We start from the raw sequence: 20,152 nt of genomic DNA on the forward strand, positions 1-20,152 counted from the left end.
CGCGGGGACCAATTCCGGCCATTCTCAGTCCGACTGCGTTCTACCCGCGGCGCGCTCATGCCTAACCTGCGGTCTAGAGGTTTTCGTACGCCCTCTTATGCTGGGCCGGTGACTGTCCGTGCTTGATCAGCGCCGCGGCCTGCTCTTCGGGGTCGCCGCCTACGTCATGTGGGGCGCCTTCCCGCTCTACTGGCCGTTGCTGGAGCCGGCCGGCGCCCTCGAGATCCTCGCCCACCGGGTGCTGTGGTCCTGCCTGACCATGGGCGTCGTCATCCTCGCCCTGCGGCGCACCCCGCAGCTGCGCGACATCGTCCGCACCCCGCGGGTCCGGCTGCTGCTGACCGTCGCCGCTGCGGTCATCAGCGTCAACTGGGCCGTCTACATCTGGGGCGTCAACAACGGCCGCGTCGTCGAGACGTCGCTCGGCTACTTCATCAACCCGCTGGTGACCGTGCTGATGGGCGTGGTGATCCTCCACGAGCGGCTCCGGGCCATGCAGTGGGTCGCGATGGGCATCGCGACCACCGCGGTGGTCGTGCTGACCCTCGACTACGGGCGGCTGCCGTACGTTGCCCTCGTGCTGGCCTTCAGCTTCGGCAGCTACGGGCTCTGCAAGAAGACCGCGAACGTCGGCGCGACCGAGAGCCTCGCCTACGAGACGGCCGTCATCGCGCCGTTCGCCGTCGGCTACCTCGCCTGGCTGGGCGCCACGGGCGGATCGAGCTTCGCCCACCACGGGACCGGCCACACGCTGCTCTTCATGACCACCGGCATCATCACCGCCGTGCCGCTGATCTGCTTCGGGGCGGCGGCCACCCGGGTGTCGATGGTGTCGCTGGGGCTCCTCCAGTACCTCGCGCCCATCCTGCAGTTCGCTCTCGGCGTCCTCTACTTCCACGAGGACATGCCCGCCGGCCGCTGGGCCGGGTTCGTCCTGGTCTGGATCGCGCTGGCGATCTTCACCGTCGAGGCGATCAGCCACCGCCGCTCGCAGCTGCGCCTCACCGTCGAGGCGACGACCGCGGCCTAGGCAGACCGGGTGGCGACGATGTCGGCGAACGCCTCGAGGGCGTCGCGGACCGGGCCCTCGGGGACGGCGGCGAGGTGCCGCTTCGCCTCCTGCGCCTGACCGATGACGTAGGCGCGGGCCTCGTCAAGGGACGGGTGCTTGCGGAGCAGGTCGAGCGCTTCGGCGTGCAGCTCGTCGTCGTCCAGGTCGCCGTCGAGGAGCTCGTGGAGCCGCGCGTCGGCGGGGTCGGTCGAGGCGCGGGCCATGAGCACCGGGAGCGTCGGGACGCCCTCGCGCAGGTCGGTGCCCGGGGTCTTGCCGGACTCGACCGAGTCGGAGGCGATGTCGAGGATGTCGTCGGAGAGCTGGAAGGCCGAGCCGACGATCTCGCCGTACGCCGTGAGCGCCTCCTCGACCTCGGGGCTGGCGCCGCCGAAGCGGGCGCCGTAGCGCGCGGACGTGGCGATCAGCGACCCGGTCTTGCCGGCGACGACATCGAGGTAGTGCTCGAGGGGGTCCTCGCCCTCCTGCGGGGCGACGGTCTCGAGGATCTGGCCCTCGACGAGACGAGTGAACGTCTTCGCCTGGATCCGGACCGCGTCGGGGCCGAGCTCGGCGGTCAGCTCGGAGGACTTCGAGAAGAGGAAGTCGCCGGTGAGGATCGCGACGTGGTTGCCCCAGATGGAGTGGGCGCTGACGGCGCCGCGGCGCAGGTCGGCCTCGTCCATCACGTCGTCGTGGTAGAGCGACGCGAGGTGGGTGAGCTCGACGACGCAGGCGGCGGTGACGACCTCGTCGGAGCCCGCGCGGTCGCCGGTCTCGGCGGCGAGGAGGACCAGCAGCGGCCGGAACCTCTTGCCGCCGGCCTCCATCAGGTGGCTCGCGGTCTGGGTCACGAAGCCGGCGCGGCTGCGCACGTGACGGGCCAACGCCTCCTCGACGACGGCCAGCCGCTCATTGAGGCGGGACGCGAGCGCGTCGTCCGTCACCGGGAGGGCAAGACCTGCCGAACCTGTCGTCACCTGACGAATTGTCCAGCATGGGCCGCCAAGGTGAGAACCGGGCCAGGAACGACGCCCAGGACGAGGGTCGCAGCGACCCCGACCAGGATCGTCGCCGACGTCAGGACCGACGGCCGCGTCACGCTGGCGACCTCGCCATCGAGGTCACCCTCGACGAAGAACATCAGCACGATCACGCGCACGTAGAAGAAGACGGCGACGATGCTGCAGAGGATCGCCGAGATCACCACGGGCCAGGCGCCGGCGGACAGCGCGACGCTGAAGACCGCCCACTTGCCGATGAACCCGGCGGTCAGCGGGATGCCGGCCATCGAGAGCAGGAAGAACGCGAAGAGACCGGCGACCAGGGGCGAACGACGCCCCAGCCCGGCCCAGCGGGAGAACGACGACGCCTCACCGCTGGAGTCGCGGACCAGCGTGACGACGGCGAAGGCGCCGATCATCGCGAAGCCGTACGTCGTCAGGTAGAAGAGGACCGCCTGCATCGAGGTGACCTGACCGTCGGAGAGGTCCGAGGCCTGCTGCACACCGAGCACGCCGGTGAGCAGGAAGCCCGTGTGGGCGATCGACGAGTAGGCGAGCATCCGCTTCATGTCGGTCTGCACGACCGCGAGGACCGCACCGACGACCATGGTCAGGATCGCGATCACCCAGAGCATCGGCTGCCAGGTCCAGCGCTCGGAGCCGAACGCGACGTAGTAGAGCCGCAGGATCGCTCCGAACGCCGCGATCTTGGTGCAGGCCGCCATGAAGGCGGTCACCGGCGTGGGCGCACCCTGGTAGACGTCGGGGGTCCACGCGTGGAACGGCGCGGCGCCGACCTTGAAGAGCAGGCCGACGGAGACCATGCCGATGCCGATCAGCAGCAGCGTCTGGTTGCCGAGGTCGTCGCGGACCGCCTCGTTGATCCCGGCGTACGACATCGTCCCGGCGAAGCCGTAGACGAGCGCGGCGCCGTAGATGAAGAACGCCGAGGAGAAGGCGCCGAGGAGGAAGTACTTCATCGCGGCTTCCTGGCTCAGCAGGCGGCGACGACGGGCCAGGCCGCAGAGCAGGTAGAGCGGCAGCGACAGGACCTCGAGGGCGACGAACAGGGTCAGCAGGTCGTTGGCCGCCGGGAAGAGCATCATGCCCGCGACCGCGAACATCATCAGCGGGTAGACCTCGGTGTGCTCGAGCCCGCGGGTCGAGGCCTGGCGCTCGGCCTCGGTGCCGGGCAGCGCGGCTGCCTGGCCGGCGAACGCCGAGACGCCACCCTCGAGGCGGCGCTCCGCGAAGAGGAGGACCCCGCCCAGGGAGAAGAGCAGGATGATGCCCCAGAGGAAGACCGTGGGGCCGTCGATGACGATGGTGCCCTCGACGTCGACCGTTCCGCGGGCGACTCCCCCGCCGAGCTTGTCGAGGCCGGTCGCGACGTAGATCGTGCCGCCGAGCGCGACCAGCAGGCCGAGCGCGGCGAGGACGGTCTGCGCGACGAAGCGCCGCTCACGCGGGAGGAACGCCTCGAGCACGACGCCGAGGCAGGCGACGCCGAAGATCACGAGCATCGGCCACAGGACGGCGTACTCGATGGTGGGCTTGGTGAAGTCCATCAGTTGTCGCCTTCCTCAGCGGCAGGGACGACGGGCGGATCATCCGTCACGCCGACGTGGTGGAGCAGCGAGTCGACGGTCGGGTTGACCGCGTCGAGCAGCGGCATCGGGTAGAAGCCGAACAGCACGAGCGCCGCCATCAGCGGCACGACCGCGATCAGCTCACGTCGGTTGAGATCCGGGATCGCCGCGTCACCGGGAGCGGGCGGACCGGTCATCGTGCGCTGGTAGAGCCACAGCACGTAGATCGCGGCCAGCACGATGCCGGTCACGGCGACCACGCCGACCCACCAGTGGTAGTCGAAGGCCGCGATCATCACCAGGATCTCGGAGACGAACTGGCTCAGGCCGGGCAGGCCGAGCGTCGCCAGGCCCGCGATCAGGAACAGCCCGGCGAGGACCGGCGCGGTGCTCTCGACGCCGGTGATCTCGCTGATCTTCGAGGTGCCCTTGCGACGGATCAGGAAGCCGGCCAGCAGGAACAGCGCAGCCGTGCCGACCCCGTGGTTGACCATGTAGAGGATCGAGCCCGAGCCGCCCTGGCTGGTCAGCGCGAAGATGCCGAGCGTGATGAAGCCGAAGTGGCTCAGCGACGTCAGACCGATCAGGCGCAGGATGTCGTCCTGGCCGATCGCGAGGAACGCGCCGTACACGATCGAGATCAGCGCGAGCGTGATCACCACCGGCGTCGCCCACTGCGAGGCGCCCGGGAAGAGACCGAGGCAGAAGCGCAGCATCCCGAAGGTGCCGATCTTGTCGAGCACGCAGACCAGCAGCACGCTGGTGCCGGGGGTCGCCTTCTCGGTCGTGTCGGCGAGCCAGGTGTGCAGCGGGAAGAGCGGCGCCTTCACCGCGAAGGCGATCATGAAGCCGACGAAGATCCAGCGCTCGGCCGTGGTGCTCATGTCGACCTGCTGGAGGTCCGAGAGCAGGTACGACGCGTGGCCGGCGTCCGCGGACACGACGTACAGCCCGATCACGGCCGCGAGGAGCACCAGGCCGCCGCCGAGCTGGTACATGAGGAACTTCAGGGCGGCGTACGCGCGGCCCTCGCGACCGAAGCCGCCGATGAGGAAGTACGCCGGGATCAGCGTGGCCTCGAAGACGACGTAGAAGAGGAACACGTCGGTCGCGGCGAAGACGATCAGCGCGAACGCCTCGAGCGCGAGCGCCCAGGCGAAGAACGCCGCCGGGTTGCGGTCGTCGGCCTCGTGCCAGGACGCCACGAAGACGATCGGGACGAGCGCCACGGTCAGCAGGATCATCAGCAGGCCGAGGCCGTCGACGCCGAGCGCGTAGTGGACGCCGAACGCCTTGATCCAGGTGTGGGTCTCGGTGAGCTGCATGCCGTCGCCGGCGTCGTACTGCGTGGCGATCACGATGCCGACGACCAGCGTCAGCAGCGAGAAGCCGAGGGCGACCTGCTTGGCCAGCACGGAGCCGGACGACTTGGGCAGGAAGGGGACCAGGAGCGCGCCCACCAACGGGACGACCCACAGGATGGTCAGGAGGGGCATGTCACTCATACGACGTTCACCGCCAGGAGGACGAGGACGACCACGAGGGCGCCGCCGAGGAGGGACAGGGCATAGGAGCGGACGAAGCCGTTCTGCGCACGTCGCGCGACCGTGGCGACCGCACCGATGGCGACCGGGCCGCCGGTGAGCGTGCCGTCGACGGCGTAGTGGTCGACGGCCAGCGAGGCAGCCACGACGTGGCGTCCGGGGTTGACGACGAGGGTGTCGTTGATGCGGTTGCCGTAGACCTCCTCACGTCCCGCGCGGGTGACGAACGAGACGTCCTGCGGAGCCTCGCGAGGCACCTCGCGGCGACCGAAGATCATCCAGGCGATCGCGACGCCGGCGGCGACCACGAGCACGGCGATCAGGCTGATCGCGATGGCGGGGATCGGCGGATCCTCGTGCGGCGCGGTCCCGGTGACCGGCGAGAGGAAGTCGACGATCCAGTCGTTGATCAGCACCACTCCACCGAAGATCGACAGCGCGGCGAGCACGACCAGCGGTCCGGTCATCACCGACGGCGACTCGTGCGGGTGCACGTCCTTCTCCCACCGCTTCTCGGTGAAGAAGGTCATCAGCATCATCCGGGTCATGTAGAAGCCGGTGACACCGGCGCCGGCGAGGGCACAGAGACCGACGACCCAGTTGTCGGCGAGCGCGGTCTCGATGATCTTGTCCTTCGACCAGAAGCCGGAGAAGCCCGGGAACCCGATGATCGCGAGGTAGCCCATCGCGAAGGTCAGGAACGTCACCGGCATCATCTTGCGCAGCGCGCCGTAGTGGCGCATGTCGACGTCGTCGTCCATGCCGTGCATGACCGAGCCGGCGCCGAGGAACATGTTGGCCTTGAAGAAGCCGTGCATCAGCAGGTGCATGATCGCGAACGCGTAGCCCGCGACGCCCAGCCCGGCGGCGAGCATCATGTAGCCGATCTGGCTCATCGTGGAACCGGCCAGACCCTTCTTGATGTCGTCCTTCGCACAGCCGATCCAGGCACCCCAGAAGATCGAGATCACCGCGACGATGACGACGACGGTCTGCGCGTGGGGCGCGAGCTCGAAGATGAAGTTGGACCGGACGATCAGGTAGACGCCCGCGGTCACCATCGTCGCCGCGTGGATGAGCGCCGACACCGGGGTCGGGCCCTCCATCGCGTCGAGCAGCCAGGCCTGCAGCGGGAACTGCGCGGACTTGCCGCACGCGCCGAGCAGGAGCAGCAGGCCGAGGATCGTCAGCGTCGTGTCGGTCGCCTCGCCGGCGTGCGCGCTGATCACCGTGAAGCTGGTGGAGCCGAAGGTGATGAAGAAGAGCATGATCGCGAGCGACAGGCCCATGTCACCGACGCGGTTGATCACGAAGGCCTTCTTGGCCGCCGCGGCCGCGGTCGGCTTGTGCTGCCAGAAGCCGATCAGCAGGTACGACGCGAGGCCGACGCCCTCCCAGCCGAGGAACAGGCCGAGGTAGTTCTCCGACAGGACCAGCACCAGCATCGCCGCGACGAAGAGGTTGAGGTAGCCGAAGAAGCGGCGCCGGCGCGGGTCGTGCGCCATGTAGCCGATCGAGTAGACGTGGATCAGCGAGCCGACGCCGGTGATCAGCAGCAGGAACAGCGCCGACAGCGGGTCGTAGAGCAGGTCCATGCCGACGTCGAGGTGGCCGACCTGGATCCAGTCGTAGAGGTGCTGGCTGATCTGGCGGTCCGTGTCGTCGCGACCGGTCACGCTGATGAACATCAGCAGCGAGATCACGAACGAGCCGATCGGCAGCAGGGTGCCGAGCAGGTGACCCCACTTGTCGGTGTACTTCCCACCGATGAGCAGGACCGCGGCGCCGGCGAGCGGCAGCGCGATCACCAGCCACAGCAGGGAGAAGACCCCGTCAGCGGAGGTCGGGTCGACCACCGGGATGGCGCCACCCTCGTGGAGTGCAAACATCAGGGTGCTCTCCTAGTACTTCAGCAGGCTGGCGTCGTCGACCGAGGCCGAGCGACGGGTGCGGAAGATGGTCATGATGATCGCGAGCCCGACGACGACCTCGGCCGCGGCCACCACCATCACGAAGAAGGCGGCGATCTGACCGTCGAGGTTGCCGTGCTGGTGGGCGAAGGCGACCAGCGCGAGGTTCGAGGCGTTCAGCATCAGCTCGATGCACATGAACACCACGATCGCGTTGCGGCGCGTGAGCACCCCGACACAGCCGATCGTGAAGAGGATCGACGACAAGATGATGTACGGCGTCACGTCGTTCACGGCGTCGCCTCCTCGTCACGCACACCGTCGATCGAGCGCTGGACCTCGTCGATCGGCTCTGCCATCGCCGGAGCCGACCGGATCGTGCCACGCGCGATGAGCACCCGCGAGACCGAGGACTTCGCGGCGGTGCCGTCGGGCAGCAGGGCCGGGGTGTCGACCGCGTTGTGGCGGGCGTAGACACCCGGTGGAGGCAGCGGACCGAGGTGCTTGCCGGACTCGGCGTAGTCCTTGACCCGCTGCGCGGCCTGCATCGGCTGGGTCGACTTCGGCGTGAGCCGCTCGCGGTGGGCGAGCACCATCGCGCCGACGGCTGCGGTGATGAGCAGGGCACTCGTGGTCTCGAAGGCGAAGACGTAGCGCGAGAACATCAGGTTGGCGAGCGCCTGGATGTTGCCGCCCTCGTTGGCCTTGTCGAGGCCGACGGCCGTGCCGAGCGAGATCTGGCCGAGACCGGCCACCAGGACCAGGCCGAGCAGCAGCCCGCCGATCATCGCCATCAGGCGCTGACCGCGGATGGTCTCGACGACGGAGTCGGACGCGTCGACACCCACGAGCATCAGGACGAAGAGGAACAGCATCAGGATCGCGCCGGTGTAGACGATGATCTGCACCGCGAAGAGGAAGGGCGCGTCGAGCGACGCGTAGAGGATGGCGAGGCTGATCATCACGACGGCCAGCAGCAGCGCGGCGTGGACGGCCTTGCGGACGAACAGGATGCCGAGGGCGGCGATCGTCATGATCGGCGCCAGGATCCAGAACGTGACGGTCATGCCTTGTCTCCCGTCCTCTCGGCCGGAGCGGGCGCGGAGAACTCACCGCGGTAGTAGGCGCCCTCGTCGTCGCCGAGCAGCATCGCGTGGGGAGGCTGCTCCATGCCGGGCAGCAGCGGCGCGAGCAGGTCGGACTTCTCGTAGATCAGGTCGGCGCGGTTGTTGTCGGCCAGCTCGTACTCGTTGGTCATCGTGAGGGCGCGCGTCGGGCAGGCCTCGATGCACAGGCCGCAGAGGATGCAGCGCAGGTAGTTGATCTGGTAGACGCGGCCGTAGCGCTCGCCGGGGCTGAAGCGGCCCTCGCCGTTGGCGCTGTCGTCGTTCGACGCACCCTCGACGTAGATCGCGTCGGCCGGGCAGGCCCAGGCGCAGAGCTCGCACCCGATGCACTTCTCGAGCCCGTCGGGCCAGCGGTTGAGCTGGTGACGGCCGTGGAAGCGCGGGGCGGTCGGCTCCTTCACGAAGGGGTACTGCTCGGTGACGACCTTCTTGAACATGGTCCGGAAGGTGACGCCGAACCCCGCGATCGGGTCCCAGAACTGCTCGCGCAGGCCCTTGGAGGTGGAGTCGGACATCAGATCTCCTCGGCTGCGCTGCGGGTGGCAGCGCTCGGTTCGGTGATCGGCGATCGGGAGTCGAAGGTCAGCGTGCGGGCCGCACCGCGGACCGCACCGCCCACGGGCATCGGCGGGACCGGGAAGCCACCCGGGTGCGTCGCCGCCTCGGCCGGCTGCTCGTCGTCCTGGTCCTGCTCACCGACGAAGAAGAGCACCAGGAAGAGCACCGCGAGGACGCCGACACCGATCAGGACGTAGCGGCGGTCGAGGCCACCCTCCAGCGAGACCGAGCGGATCGTCGCGACCGCCACGATCCACACGAGCGCGATGGGGATGAGCCGCTTCCAGCCGAACGCCATGAACTGGTCGTAGCGCAGCCGGGGCAGCGACCCACGCAGCCAGATGAAGATGAAGATGAAGAAGAGGACCTTGCCGAAGAACCACAGCACCGGCCAGTAGCCCTGGTTGGCACCGGCCCACACGTGGTCGATCCAGAACGGCGCGTGCCAGCCGCCGAGGAAGAGGGTCGTCGCCAACGCGGACACCGTCGCCATGTTGATGTACTCGGCGAGGAAGAAGAGCGCGAACTTCAGGGAGCTGTACTCCGTGTGGAAGCCACCGACCAGCTCACCCTCGGCCTCGGGCAGGTCGAACGGCGCCCGGTTGGTCTCACCGACCATCGCGATGCAGTAGATCGCGAATGACGGCAGCAGGATCAGGCCGAACCACAGGTCGCCCTGCGCGGCCACGATCTCGGACGTCGACATCGAGCCGGCGTACAGGAACACCGCGACCAGCGCGAGACCCATCGCGACCTCGTACGAGATCATCTGGGCGCTCGATCGCAGGCCGCCGAGCAGGGAGTACGTCGACCCGCTGGACCAGCCGCCGAGCACGATGCCGTAGATGCCGATCGAGGCGACCGCCATCACGAACAGCACGGCCACCGGCATGTCGGTGAGCTGGAGCGGGGTCTCGGTGCCGAAGAAGTTCACCACGGGCCCGAACGGGATCACGCTGAACGTGACGAAGGCGGGCACGGTCGCGATGACCGGTGCGAGCAGGAAGACCCACTTGTCCGCGGCCTTCGGGATGATGTCTTCCTTCAGCGCGAGCTTGACGCCGTCGGCGAGCGACTGCAGCAGACCGAACGGACCGTTCACGTTGGGACCGATGCGGTGCTGCATCCGGGCCACGACGCGGCGCTCCCACCAGATGTTGAAGAGCGTCAGGAGCACCAGGATCACGAAGATCAGCAGCGTCTTGATCAGGATGATCCACCACGGGTCGTGGCCGAAGGCCGACAGGTCGTCGGCCTCCATCGGCACCAGGCTCGCGATCGCCATCGGGTTCACGAGGACGCTCCCTTCACGGTGACCCGGCTGCCGGGTGAGGCCAGGTCGGCCAGCACGCCGTTGCCGAACGAGTTGGCCGGGACCCACACCACGCCGTCGTCGAGGTCGGCGGGCTCGGCCGGCAGGGTCACCGATCCGCGGTCACCGGTGAGGGTGACCGTCGCGCCGAGGGCGTCGTACGTCGCCCGGCTGAGCCGGACCACCGGCGCTCGTCCGGTGGCGCGGTAGGCCTTGTCGCCGTCCTGCATGGAGCCGTTGTCGACCAGCAGCTTCCAGGTCGCCAGCGCGAACGTCCCGTCCCCTGGTTTCGCGACAGGCGCCGGAGCGCCTTCCTCGACCAACGGGGAGCGCGCGCCGTCCCAGGGGCCCATCTCCTCCATCTGCGCCCGCGCCTCGGCGACGGTGCGGAAGCCGAGGGACGACCCCAGCTCCTCGGCGATGCCGGCGAGGATGCGGAGGTCGGGCAGGGAGGTCGGGCTGCTGAAGACCGCGTCGAAGCTCCGCGGACGGCCCTCCCACGTGACGAACATGCCGGCCTTGTCGATGACCGGGGCGACCGGGAAGACCACGTCGGCGACCTGCGTCACCTCGGTCTCGCGGATCTCGAGGGCGACCACGAACGACGCGGCCTCGATCGCGGCGCGGGTCGCGGCCGGGTCTGCGGTGTCGTCGGGGTCGACGCCGCCGATGACCAGGCCGCCGACCTCGCCGGATACGAGCGCGGCGACGATCGCGTCGGCGTCGCGACCGGGAGCGTCCGGCAGTCCGGCGACGCCCCAGGCAGTGGCGGCGTCGACGCGGGCGGCCGGGTCGGCGACCGGACGGCCACCGGGCAGCAGGTTGGGCAGGCAGCCGGTCTCGACGGCACCACGGTCACCGGCACGGCGCGGCACCCAGGCCAGCCGGGCACCGGTCTTCGCGGCCAGGCCGGCCGCAGCGCTCAGCGCGCCCGGGACCGTCGCGAGCCGCTCGCCGACGAGGATCACGGCGTTCTTGTCCACGCCGTACTCACCCTGCTCGACGAGCGCGTCGATCGCCGCAGCCTCGTCGCCGGGCGCCGTCTGGATCAGGTGGCCGGACAGCTTGGCGAGGCCTCGGGTGGCGTACGGCGCGATCGCCACGACGCGCGTGCCGTGCTGCATCGAGGCCTTGCGGAGCCGCAGGAAGATCGTGGCCGCCTCCTCCTCGGGCTCGAGGCCCGCGAGGACGACGGTGCTGGCCGACTCGAGGTCGGCGTACGTCACGGGGGTGCGGAGCACGACCTCGGACGCGAGGAACGAGGCCTCCTCGGCGGACAGCGGGCGCGAGCGGAAGTCGATGTCGTTGGTGCCGAGGGCGACCCGCGCGAACTTGCTGTAGGCGTAGGCGTCCTCGGCGGTCACCCGGCCGCCGGTCAGGACCGCGGACGCGCCGGCCGCCTGCAGGCCGCGCGCCGCGACGGCGAAGGCCTCGGGCCAGGACGCGGGCCTCAGCTCGCCGTCCTCGCGGACCCGCGGGTAGGTCAGCCGGTCGGCCTCGGTCGCGTAGTGGAACGCGAACCGGTCCTTGTCGGTGATCCACTCCTCGTTGACCTCGGGGTCGTTGCCGGAGAGACGGCGCATCACCTTGCCGCGCCGGTGGTCGACGCGGATCGCGGAACCGCAGGCGTCGTGCTCGGCGATGCTCGGCGTCGAGACCAGGTCGAAGGGCCGGGAGCGGAAGCGGTAGTCGGCGCTCGTCAGCGCGCCGACCGGGCAGATCTGGATCGTGTTGCCGGAGAAGTAGGACTCGAACGGCTGGTGCTCGTAGATGCCGACCTGCTGGAGAGCGCCGCGCTCGATCAGCGCGATGAACGGGTCACCGGCGATCTGCTCGGAGAAGCGGGTGCAGCGCGCGCACAGGACGCAGCGCTCACGGTCGAGGAGGACCTGCGCGGAGATGTTGATCGGCTTGGGGTAGGTGCGCTTCACGCCGCCGCTGGCCGCGAAGCGGGACTCGCCGCGACCATTGGACATCGCCTGGTTCTGCAGCGGGCACTCGCCGCCCTTGTCGCAGACCGGGCAGTCGAGCGGGTGGTTGATCAGCAGGAACTCCATGATCCCCTGCTGGGCCTTGTCCGCGACGGCGCTCGTGGCCTGGGTGTTGACGACCATGCCCTCGGCGACCGGCAGCGTGCAGGAGGCCTGCGGCTTCGGGAAGCCGCGGCCGTTGCCTGCGTCGGGGATGTCGACCAGGCACTGCCGGCAGGCACCGACCGGCGCGAGCAGCGGGTGGTCGCAGAAGCGCGGGATCTGGACGCCGACCTGCTCGGCGGCCCGGATCACCAGGGTGTCCTTGGGGACGTCGACCTGGATGCCGTCGATGGTCACCGAGACCGTCTCGACGGCGGCTTCCTGGGAGGTCTTCTCCGGGGTGGTCGTCATGCGTTGACCTCCTGTCCGGCCCAGGCGGTCGACCGGGCCGGGTCGAACGGACAGCCGCCCTGGGTGAGGTGGGCGACGTACTCGTCACGGAAGTACTTGATCGAGCTCATGATCGGGCTGACCGCACCGTCGGCGAGGGCGCAGAACGACCGGCCGAGGATGTTGTCGCACTGGTCGAGGAGCAGGTCGAGGTCGGCCTCGCTGCCCTGGCCCTTCTCCAGCGCGGACAGGGTCTGCACCAGCCACCAGGTGCCTTCACGGCAGGGCGTGCACTTGCCGCAGGACTCGTGCTTGTAGAACTCGGTCCACCGCAGCGTCGCGCGGACCACGCAGGTGGTCTCGTCGAAGATCTGCAGCGCACGCGTGCCGAGCATCGAGCCGGCCGAACCGACGCCCTCGAAGTCGAGGGGTACGTCGAGGTGCTCGGCGGTCAGGAGCGGGGTGCTGGAGCCACCGGGCGTCCAGAACTTCAGCTCATGACCCTCGCGGACACCGCCCGCGAGGTCGATGAGGGTGCGCAGCGTGATGCCGAGCGGGGCCTCGTACTGGCCCGGGTTGGCGACGTGGCCGGACAGCGAGAAGATCCCGTAGCCCTTGGACTTCTCGGTGCCCATCGAGGCGAACCACTGGTGGCCGTTGGCGATGATGCTCGGCACCGACGCGATCGACTCGACGTTGTTGATGACCGTCGGGCTGGCGTAGAGGCCGGCGACCGCGGGGAACGGCGGGCGGAGCCGCGGTTGGCCGCGGCGGCCCTCGAGTCCCTCGAGCAGGGCGGTCTCCTCGCCACAGATGTAGGCGCCGGCGCCGGCGTGGACGACCACGTCGAGGTCGAAGCCCGAGCCGTGGATGTTCGTGCCGAGGTGGCCGGCCAGGTAGGCCTCCTGGACGGCGCGCTGCACGCGTCGTACGACGTGGAGGACCTCGCCGCGGATGTAGATGAACGCCTTGTTGGCGCGGATGGCGTAGCTGCTGATGATGACGCCTTCGACCAGCGTGTGGGGGCTGGCCATCATCAGGGGGATGTCCTTGCAGGTGCCCGGCTCCGACTCGTCGGCGTTGACGACGAGGTACTTCGGCTTCGGGTTGTCCTGCGGGATGAAGCCCCACTTCATGCCGGTGGGGAAGCCGGCGCCGCCGCGACCGCGCAGACCGGAGTCCTTGACCGACTCGATGACCGCGTCGGGCGCCATGCCGAACGCCGTGTCGAGCGCGGCGTAGCCACCACGCGCGGTGTAGGCGTCGAGGGTCCAGGCCCGGTCGTCGCCCCAGTTGTCGGTGAGGACCGGGGTCAATGTGTCAGCCACGAAGTGCCCCATCTCGGTTGTCGAGTAGCGAGCGCCAGCGAGCGTATCGAGACACGGTCACTTGCCCTCCTCCTGCTTCGTCTCGGACTCCGCGCGGCTGGTGTCGGCCTGCTCGACCGCCTCTTCCTTGGTGTCGGCCGTGCGGCCGCTCCCCGAGCCGGCGTCGGACGACGGTGCCGTCCAGCCGCGCTCGCGGGCGATGCCGAGGCCGACCAGGCTGGCGGGTCCGGCGGCCGGGCCCTCGTCGGCGAGGTCGTCGGGGAAGCCGGCGAGCACGCGCTCGGCCTCGCGCCAGGTGACGACGCGCGGGCCGCGGGTCGAGTGGACCTCACGACCGTCGCGGAGCGCCTCGACCAGGCCGACGGCCGCCTCCGGGTTCATGTTGTCCATGAACTCCCAGTTGACCATCATCACCGGCGCGTAGTCGCAGGCCGCGTTGCACTCGATGTGCTCGAGGGTGATCTTGCCGTCGTCGGTCGTCTCGTCGTTGCCGACGTCGAGGTGGCCCTTGAGCCGCTCGAAGATCAGGTCGCCGCCCATGACCGCGCACAGCGTGTTGGTGCAGACGCCGACGTGGTAGTCGCCGACGGGGCGGCGCTTGTACATCGTGTAGAACGTCGCGACGCCGCTGACGTCGGCGGCGGAGATGTCGAGGATCTCGGCGCAGGCCTCGATCCCCTCGGGCGTGATCCGGCCCTCCGCCGACTGCACGAGGTGGAGCATCGGCAGCAGTCCGGAGCGGGCCTCGGGGTAGCGCGCGGCGATCTCCTGGAGCTCGCCGTACGTCTCCTGCGACAGCGTCATCTGTCGACGCCTCCCATCACGGGGTCGATGGATGCGATCGCGACGATGACGTCGGCGACCATGCCGCCCTCGCTCATCACGCTCGTGGCCTGGAGGTTCGTGAACGACGGGTCGCGGAAGTGCGCCCGGAAGGGACGCGTGCCGCCGTCGGAGACGACGTGGGCGCCGAGCTCGCCGCGGGGCGACTCGATCGGCACGTAGGCCTGGCCGGCCGGGACCCGGAAGCCCTCGGTCACCAGCTTGAAGTGGTGGATCAGGGCCTCCATCGACTCACCCATGATGTGGCGGATGTGGTCGAGGCTGTTGCCCATGCCGTCGCTGCCGATCGCGAGCTGGCTGGGCCAGGCGATCTTCTTGTCGGCGACCATGACCGGCGCCCCGTCGAGCTTGGCGAGCCGTTCGGCGGCCTGCTCGACGATCTTGAGCGACTCCCACATCTCGGCGAGGCGGACGCGGAACCGGCCGTACGAGTCGGCGGTGTCCCAGGTCTGCACGTCGAAGTCGTAGGTCTCGTAGCCGCAGTAGGGCTGGGTCTTGCGGAGGTCCCACGGGTAGCCGGTGCTGCGCAGCACCGGGCCGGTGAGGCCGAGCGCCAGGCAGCCGGCGAGGTCGAGGTGACCGACGTTCTCCAGGCGGGCCTTGAAGATCGGGTTGGCGTTGCAGAGGTCGGCGTACTCCGGCAGGCGCTTGCGCATCAGGGCGACGAAGCTGCGGATCTCGTCGAGGGCGCCCGGGGGGAGGTCCTGGGCGACACCGCCGGGACGGATGAACGCGTGGTTCATCCGCAGGCCGGTGATCAGCTCGAAGAGGTCGAGCACCAGCTCACGCTCACGGAAGCCGATCGTCATCACGGTCAGCGCACCGATCTCCATGCCGCCGGTGGCGATGCAGACCAGGTGGGAGGAGATCCGGTTGAGCTCCATGAGCAGGACCCGCATCACCGAGGCCTTCTCGGGGATCTGGTCCTCGATCTCCAGGAGCCGCTCGACACCGAGGACGTAGGTCATCTCGTTGAAGAACGGCGAGAGGTAGTCCATGCGGGTGCAGAACGTGACGCCCTGGACCCAGGAGCGGTACTCCATGTTCTTCTCGATGCCGGTGTGCAGGTAGCCGATGCCGCAGCGGGCCTCGGTGACCGTCTCGCCCTCGAGCTCGAGGATCAGCCGGAGCACGCCGTGGGTCGACGGGTGCTGGGGGCCCATGTTGACGACGACGCGCTCGTCGGCCTCCTCGGCCAGGCCCTCGGCGATCGAGTCCCAGTCCTGGCCGGTGACCGTGAAGACCCGGCCCTCCGACGTCTCGCTGGTGCCTGCGTAGAGATCTTCCTGGGTGCTCATTAGTTGTACGACCTCCGCTCGTCGGGCGGCGGAACCGTCGCGCCCTTGTACTCCACGGGAATGCCACCCAGCGGGTAGTCCTTGCGCTGGGGGTGGCCCGGCCAGTCGTCGGGCATGAGGATGCGCGTGAGGTCGGGGTGGCCGTCGAAGACGACCCCGAACATGTCGAAGGTCTCGCGCTCGTGCCAGTCGGCGGTGGGGTAGGTCGCCACGACCGACGGCACGTGCGGGTCGGCGTCGGGTGCGGTGACCTCGACGCGGATCCGGCGGTTGTGGGTCATCGAGAGCAGGTGGTAGACGACGTGCAGCTCGCGGCCCGCGTCGGCCGGGTAGTGGACGCCGCTCACGCCGGACAGCAGCTCGAAGCGCAGCCGGGCGTCGTCGCGGAGCACCTGGACCACGGCGGGGAGGTCCTCGCGGCGGACGTGGAAGGTGATCTCGTGGCGGTCGATGACGACCCGGGGCGCAGCCACCTCGGCGCCGGCCGCGCGGGTGGCCTCCTCGAGAGCGTCGGCCACCTCGTCGTACCAGCCACCGAACGGCCGCTGCGCGTCACCGGGGTAGGTGATGGCCTGCGTCAGGCCGCCGTACCCGCTGGTGTCGCCACTGCCGCGGACACCGAACATGCCGTGCCGCTCGCCGACCTGGCGGACCTCGCCCGCGGGTGCCGGGACGTTCTCCGGGGTGACGTCGGTGTGGTCGTTCTCCGTCATCGCAGCTGCCCCTTCATCTCCGAGGTGGGCAGCGCGCGGAGGGCGGCGGTCTCGAGCTCGACGATCTCGCGCTCGCGGTTGGCGCCGAGCTTGGTGTGCTGGACCTGGTCGTGGAGCTTGAGGATCGCGTCGATCAGCATCTCCGGACGCGGCGGGCAGCCGGGGAGGTACATGTCGACGGGGACGACGTGGTCGACGCCCTGCACCACGGCGTAGTTGTTGAACATGCCGCCGCTGCTCGCGCAGACACCCATCGCGAGCACCCACTTGGGCTCGGGCATCTGGTCGTAGATCTGGCGCAGGACCGGGGCCATCTTCTGGCTCACCCGGCCGGCCACGATCATCAGGTCGGCCTGGCGCGGGCTGGCGCGGAAGACCTCCATGCCAAAGCGGGCCAGGTCGTACTTCGGGCCGCCCGACGTCATCATCTCGATGGCGCAGCAGGCCAGCCCGAAGGTCGCGGGCCAGAACGACGCCTTGCGCATGTAGCCGGCGACGCCCTCGACAGTGGTGAGGAGTACGCCGCTGGGGAGCTTCTCTTCGATACCCATCTACCGGTCCTCCCTCAGTCCCACTCGAGCCCGCCCCTACGCCACACGTAGGCGTAGGCGACGAACACGGTGGCGATGAAAATGACCATCTCGACCAGCCCGAAGACCTTCAGGGCGTCGAACTGGACCGCCCAGGGGTAGAGGAAGATGATCTCGATGTCGAAGACGATGAAGAGCATCGCGGTGATGTAGTACTTCACCGGGAACCGCCCGCCGCCGACCGGCTGAGGGGTGGGTTCGATGCCGCACTCGTAGGAGTCCAGCTTCGCTCGGTTGTAGCGCTTGGGGCCCACCTGGCTGCTCATCACCACGGAGCCGGCCGCGAACAACGTCGCGAGGAGGGCCAGCGCCAGCACCGGCGTGTAGAGCTCCATGCGTCGCCTCTCTTCCTCTGCCGCTGCGCCTGGATTGTGACTTTGTGAAAACAATCACTAAGTGGCGCGGAACACAGTTAACCACTCCGGAAACGGGTCCGCATCCAGGGGTCGCAAAAGGGGCCGAAGGTCCTGAAATGCACGCTGACCTGCGCATTTAGGCAACGAGAACGTGTCCTAATTGGCGGCCGTCACACGGCGCGGGCTACTTCGTCGCGCGGTGCAGGGCGACGATGCCGCCCGAGAGGTTGCGCCACACCGGCGCGTCCCAGCCGGCCTCGGCGACCATCGCGGCGAGCCCTTCCTGGTCGGGCCAGGCGCGGATCGACTCGGCGAGGTAGACGTAGGCGTCCGGGGCCGACGACACCGCACGGGCGATCGGCGGGAGCGCCTTCATGAGGTACTCGAGGTAGACCGTGCGGAACGGCGCCCAGGTGGGGTGGCTGAACTCGCAGACGACGAGACGGCCGCCGGGGCGGGTGACCCGGCGCAGCTCGCGCAGTCCCTGGAGCGGGTCGACGATGTTGCGCAGCCCGAAGGAGATGGTGACCGCGTCGAAGGTGTCGTCGGCGAAGGGCAGCCTGGTGCCGTCGCCCGCGGTGAACGGCAGGTGCGGCTTGGCCCTCTTGCCCACCTGGAGCATGCCGAGCGAGAAGTCGCAGGGCACGACGGTCGCGCCGCGGTCGGCGAACGGCTGGCTCGACGTACCGGTGCCGGCCGCGAGGTCGAGGACCCGCTCCCCCGGCCGGGGGTCGACCGCGGCGATCACCTCGTGCCGCCAGCGGCGGTCCTGGCCGAGCGACAGCACGTCGTTGGTGACGTCGTAGCGACGGGCGACGGCGTCGAACATCCGGCGGACGTCGGTCGGCTGCTTGTCGAGCTCTGCGCGGGGCACGCGCCGAGGATACGGGGCGCTTTCGGGCCATCTCGCACCGGATAACAGGTTGGTATCGGCGCCGGGAACTCGCCGACGGGATGCAACCAACGAGACGAACGGGGCGTCATCCTCGTGTCCGGCTCACTTACCTTCCCCGGGAGAGCTCATGTTGCTCGTACGCCGCTTGCTGCTGGCCACCGCGATCGCCGCGCTGCTGTGCTCGACCGCCTTCGTCGCGGGCTACGCCCTCAAGGACGGGCCGTCCCCGACGCCCACCGCGTCGGGCACCGGCGGCGTCGCCACCGACGAGTCGTCACCCACGGTGAGCGCCACGCCGACGGTGACGCCCTCGGCGACCCCGGTCACCGAGGACCCGACCCCGAGCGAGACCCCGACGACGCCCACCCGCACGCCGAAGCCGACCCTCGAGCCCGGTCCGGCACTGCTCTCCCCCGGCGACGAGGGCGACCAGGTCCGCGACCTGCAGGCCCGGTTGAAGCAGATCTCCTGGTTCAACACCGACGTGAGCGGCACCTACGGCGACGTCACCGAGGCCGCCGTACGCGGGTTCCAGGCGAAGCGGGAGATCCCGGTGACCGGAGAGGTCGACCAGCGCACGCTGGACCGGCTGAATGCGATGACCACGAAGCCGACCGAGGCCGAGCTGCACAACCGCGGCAACACCCCGGGCGCGCTGGACCCGCGCTGCAAGGTCGGGCGGGTGCTGTGCATCGACAAGACGAGCTCGACGCTGCGCTTCGTCGTGGACGGCGAGGTCGTGCAGACCCTGGACGCGCGGTTCGGCGCCTCCACCACGCCGACCCGCGAGGGCGTGTTCCACGTCTACCTCAAGGACGCCGACCACGTGTCGCACCTCTACGGCTCGTCGATGCCGTACTCGATGTTCTTCGACCGCGGGCAGGCGGTGCACTACTCGTCGGACTTCGCGACGGTGGGGTACGCCGGGGCGTCACACGGCTGCGTGAACATCCGTGACTACGACGGCGTCGCGCACCTGTACGACCAGGTGCGCGACGGCGACACGGTCATCGTCTACTGGTCCTGATCCTCGGTGAGGTCGGTCAGCAGGTCGTCGGCGACGGACACCAGGTCCTCGGCGGTGACCTTCGAGGAACCGATCTGCACGGTGAGCTCGCCGCTGGTGACCTGGCACTGGCTGAACGCGATGGGAGGCGCCTGACCCTGGGCGGTGGCCTGGCCGTAGCTGAGGATGCAGGCGCCGTCACCGACCGCCTTCATCTCGGTGGCCGCCTGGCCGCCGGTGTTGGCCGGGTCCGGGATGCTGTTGGGCGCGAACGCCCCGCCGGTCGACTGGAACACCTGGACGAAGACCGCGTCGGTGCCGTTGGCGACGTACGTCCGCGTCGAGGCCGAGGTGCCGAGCACGTCGGGGAGCACGTTGTTGCCGTAGGTGTGGTTGGCGCTCTCCTGCTTGGCGATGTCGTCGGCCTGGGCCGCGAGCTGGCCGCCGGCGAAGGCCTTCGCGTCGTCCGACGCGGTGTAGCCGCCTGGCAGCGTGTCCGGGAGGGACAGGTCGATGACCGCGTCCGTCGAGTCCTCGTCGCCGTTCGCCTCGGGCAGGGCGATCGAGAAGGCTGCCAGCAGACCGAGGATGACGATGCCGAGGGCGATGCCGACCCAGGTCGACGTCCGGCTGGAAGTGGGGGTGCTCACGACCCGCGACGCTAC

General features: G+C 69.4%; 19 protein-coding genes. 2 read left to right on the forward strand and 17 right to left on the reverse strand.

Annotated features, from left to right (window positions below; genetic code table 11):
* Window positions 1-118 precede the first annotated feature (118 nt).
* Window positions 119-1,030, forward strand: coding sequence for an EamA family transporter RarD (rarD, locus tag ABLE68_RS05355; protein WP_348870249.1), 912 nt, complete (start codon window positions 119-121; stop codon window positions 1,028-1,030).
* Here rarD and ABLE68_RS05360 read toward each other — a convergent pair.
* The 16 genes from ABLE68_RS05360 to ABLE68_RS05435 form a co-directional block, all read right to left on the reverse strand.
* Window positions 1,027-2,031: a polyprenyl synthetase family protein gene (locus ABLE68_RS05360; RefSeq protein ID WP_348870250.1), complete on the reverse strand. Its 1,005-nt coding sequence runs from the start codon at window positions 2,029-2,031 to the stop codon at window positions 1,027-1,029. The two genes, rarD and ABLE68_RS05360, sit on opposite strands and share 4 nt — an antisense overlap.
* Window positions 2,028-3,623, reverse strand: coding sequence for an NADH-quinone oxidoreductase subunit NuoN (gene nuoN, locus ABLE68_RS05365; protein ID WP_348870251.1), 1,596 nt, complete (start codon window positions 3,621-3,623; stop codon window positions 2,028-2,030). The genes ABLE68_RS05360 and nuoN overlap by 4 nt, the downstream gene beginning before the upstream one ends.
* Window positions 3,623-5,149 carry an NADH-quinone oxidoreductase subunit M gene (locus ABLE68_RS05370; RefSeq protein ID WP_425475612.1) on the reverse strand — a complete coding sequence of 509 codons (1,527 nt, stop codon included), beginning with the start codon at window positions 5,147-5,149 and terminating at the stop codon, window positions 3,623-3,625. The genes nuoN and ABLE68_RS05370 overlap by 1 nt, the downstream gene beginning before the upstream one ends.
* Window positions 5,146-7,077: an NADH-quinone oxidoreductase subunit L gene (nuoL, locus tag ABLE68_RS05375; protein WP_348870253.1), complete on the reverse strand. Its 1,932-nt coding sequence runs from the start codon at window positions 7,075-7,077 to the stop codon at window positions 5,146-5,148. The genes ABLE68_RS05370 and nuoL overlap by 4 nt, the downstream gene beginning before the upstream one ends.
* Before the next feature lie 12 nt (window positions 7,078-7,089).
* Window positions 7,090-7,383, reverse strand: coding sequence for an NADH-quinone oxidoreductase subunit NuoK (nuoK, locus tag ABLE68_RS05380; RefSeq protein WP_348873231.1), 294 nt, complete (start codon window positions 7,381-7,383; stop codon window positions 7,090-7,092).
* A gap of 5 nt (window positions 7,384-7,388) precedes the next feature.
* Window positions 7,389-8,165, reverse strand: a complete 777-nt coding sequence (locus ABLE68_RS05385) for an NADH-quinone oxidoreductase subunit J (RefSeq protein WP_348870254.1) — start codon at window positions 8,163-8,165, stop codon at window positions 7,389-7,391.
* Window positions 8,162-8,740, reverse strand: coding sequence for an NADH-quinone oxidoreductase subunit NuoI (gene nuoI, locus ABLE68_RS05390; protein WP_348870255.1), 579 nt, complete (start codon window positions 8,738-8,740; stop codon window positions 8,162-8,164). The genes ABLE68_RS05385 and nuoI overlap by 4 nt, the downstream gene beginning before the upstream one ends.
* Window positions 8,740-10,068: an NADH-quinone oxidoreductase subunit NuoH gene (gene nuoH / locus ABLE68_RS05395; RefSeq protein ID WP_348873232.1), complete on the reverse strand. Its 1,329-nt coding sequence runs from the start codon at window positions 10,066-10,068 to the stop codon at window positions 8,740-8,742. The genes nuoI and nuoH overlap by 1 nt, the downstream gene beginning before the upstream one ends.
* Window positions 10,069-10,073: 5 nt before the next feature.
* Window positions 10,074-12,479 carry an NADH-quinone oxidoreductase subunit G gene (locus ABLE68_RS05400; protein ID WP_348870257.1) on the reverse strand — a complete coding sequence of 802 codons (2,406 nt, stop codon included), beginning with the start codon at window positions 12,477-12,479 and terminating at the stop codon, window positions 10,074-10,076.
* Window positions 12,476-13,786, reverse strand: coding sequence for an NADH-quinone oxidoreductase subunit NuoF (gene nuoF, locus ABLE68_RS05405; RefSeq protein WP_425475613.1), 1,311 nt, complete (start codon window positions 13,784-13,786; stop codon window positions 12,476-12,478). Before nuoF ends, ABLE68_RS05400 begins: the two co-directional genes overlap by 4 nt.
* Window positions 13,787-13,843: 57 nt before the next feature.
* Window positions 13,844-14,590, reverse strand: a complete 747-nt coding sequence (gene nuoE / locus ABLE68_RS05410) for an NADH-quinone oxidoreductase subunit NuoE (protein ID WP_348870260.1) — start codon at window positions 14,588-14,590, stop codon at window positions 13,844-13,846.
* Window positions 14,587-15,927 carry an NADH-quinone oxidoreductase subunit D gene (locus tag ABLE68_RS05415; protein WP_348870262.1) on the reverse strand — a complete coding sequence of 447 codons (1,341 nt, stop codon included), beginning with the start codon at window positions 15,925-15,927 and terminating at the stop codon, window positions 14,587-14,589. The genes nuoE and ABLE68_RS05415 overlap by 4 nt, the downstream gene beginning before the upstream one ends.
* Window positions 15,927-16,640: an NADH-quinone oxidoreductase subunit C gene (locus ABLE68_RS05420; protein ID WP_348870263.1), complete on the reverse strand. Its 714-nt coding sequence runs from the start codon at window positions 16,638-16,640 to the stop codon at window positions 15,927-15,929. The genes ABLE68_RS05415 and ABLE68_RS05420 overlap by 1 nt, the downstream gene beginning before the upstream one ends.
* Complete coding sequence (locus tag ABLE68_RS05425; protein WP_348870264.1) at window positions 16,637-17,191, reverse strand: NuoB/complex I 20 kDa subunit family protein; 555 nt, start codon at window positions 17,189-17,191, stop codon at window positions 16,637-16,639. Before ABLE68_RS05425 ends, ABLE68_RS05420 begins: the two co-directional genes overlap by 4 nt.
* Window positions 17,192-17,205: 14 nt before the next feature.
* On the reverse strand, window positions 17,206-17,565 hold the full coding sequence (locus ABLE68_RS05430) for an NADH-quinone oxidoreductase subunit A (protein WP_348870265.1): 360 nt from the start codon (window positions 17,563-17,565) through the stop codon (window positions 17,206-17,208).
* A 205-nt stretch (window positions 17,566-17,770) separates the two neighbouring features.
* Window positions 17,771-18,460 (reverse strand): demethylmenaquinone methyltransferase, encoded by a 690-nt coding sequence (locus tag ABLE68_RS05435; RefSeq protein ID WP_348870266.1) that lies wholly within the window; start codon window positions 18,458-18,460, stop codon window positions 17,771-17,773.
* A 148-nt stretch (window positions 18,461-18,608) separates the two neighbouring features.
* Here ABLE68_RS05435 and ABLE68_RS05440 point away from each other — a divergent pair, with 148 nt between their 5' ends.
* Complete coding sequence (locus ABLE68_RS05440) at window positions 18,609-19,508, forward strand: L,D-transpeptidase family protein (protein ID WP_348870267.1); 900 nt, start codon at window positions 18,609-18,611, stop codon at window positions 19,506-19,508.
* Here ABLE68_RS05440 and ABLE68_RS05445 read toward each other — a convergent pair.
* On the reverse strand, window positions 19,496-20,137 hold the full coding sequence (locus tag ABLE68_RS05445; RefSeq protein ID WP_348870268.1) for a hypothetical protein: 642 nt from the start codon (window positions 20,135-20,137) through the stop codon (window positions 19,496-19,498). The genes ABLE68_RS05440 and ABLE68_RS05445 overlap by 13 nt on opposite strands.
* Window positions 20,138-20,152 lie beyond the last annotated feature (15 nt).

It is taken from the genome of Nocardioides pollutisoli (assembly GCF_040045055.1).
GTDB lineage: Bacteria > Actinomycetota > Actinomycetes > Propionibacteriales > Nocardioidaceae > Nocardioides > Nocardioides tweenelious.

Excerpts from the sequence above, each read along its gene's own strand:
- nuoN (WP_348870251.1), bottom strand. The coding sequence starts at position 3,623 with ATGGACTTCACCAAGCCCACCATCGAGTACGCCGTCCTGTGGCCGATG.
- ABLE68_RS05370 (WP_425475612.1), bottom strand. The coding sequence starts at position 5,149 with ATGAGTGACATGCCCCTCCTGACCATCCTGTGGGTCGTCCCGTTGGTG.
- nuoL (WP_348870253.1), bottom strand. The coding sequence starts at position 7,077 with ATGTTTGCACTCCACGAGGGTGGCGCCATCCCGGTGGTCGACCCGACC.
- ABLE68_RS05385 (WP_348870254.1), bottom strand. The coding sequence starts at position 8,165 with ATGACCGTCACGTTCTGGATCCTGGCGCCGATCATGACGATCGCCGCC.
- nuoI (WP_348870255.1), bottom strand. The coding sequence starts at position 8,740 with ATGTCCGACTCCACCTCCAAGGGCCTGCGCGAGCAGTTCTGGGACCCG.
- nuoH (WP_348873232.1), bottom strand. The coding sequence starts at position 10,068 with ATGGCGATCGCGAGCCTGGTGCCGATGGAGGCCGACGACCTGTCGGCC.
- ABLE68_RS05400 (WP_348870257.1), bottom strand. The coding sequence starts at position 12,479 with ATGACGACCACCCCGGAGAAGACCTCCCAGGAAGCCGCCGTCGAGACG.
- nuoE (WP_348870260.1), bottom strand. The coding sequence starts at position 14,590 with ATGACGCTGTCGCAGGAGACGTACGGCGAGCTCCAGGAGATCGCCGCG.
- ABLE68_RS05415 (WP_348870262.1), bottom strand. The coding sequence starts at position 15,927 with ATGAGCACCCAGGAAGATCTCTACGCAGGCACCAGCGAGACGTCGGAG.
- ABLE68_RS05420 (WP_348870263.1), bottom strand. The coding sequence starts at position 16,640 with ATGACGGAGAACGACCACACCGACGTCACCCCGGAGAACGTCCCGGCA.
- ABLE68_RS05425 (WP_348870264.1), bottom strand. The coding sequence starts at position 17,191 with ATGGGTATCGAAGAGAAGCTCCCCAGCGGCGTACTCCTCACCACTGTC.
- ABLE68_RS05430 (WP_348870265.1), bottom strand. The coding sequence starts at position 17,565 with ATGGAGCTCTACACGCCGGTGCTGGCGCTGGCCCTCCTCGCGACGTTG.
- ABLE68_RS05440 (WP_348870267.1), top strand. The coding sequence starts at position 18,609 with ATGTTGCTCGTACGCCGCTTGCTGCTGGCCACCGCGATCGCCGCGCTG.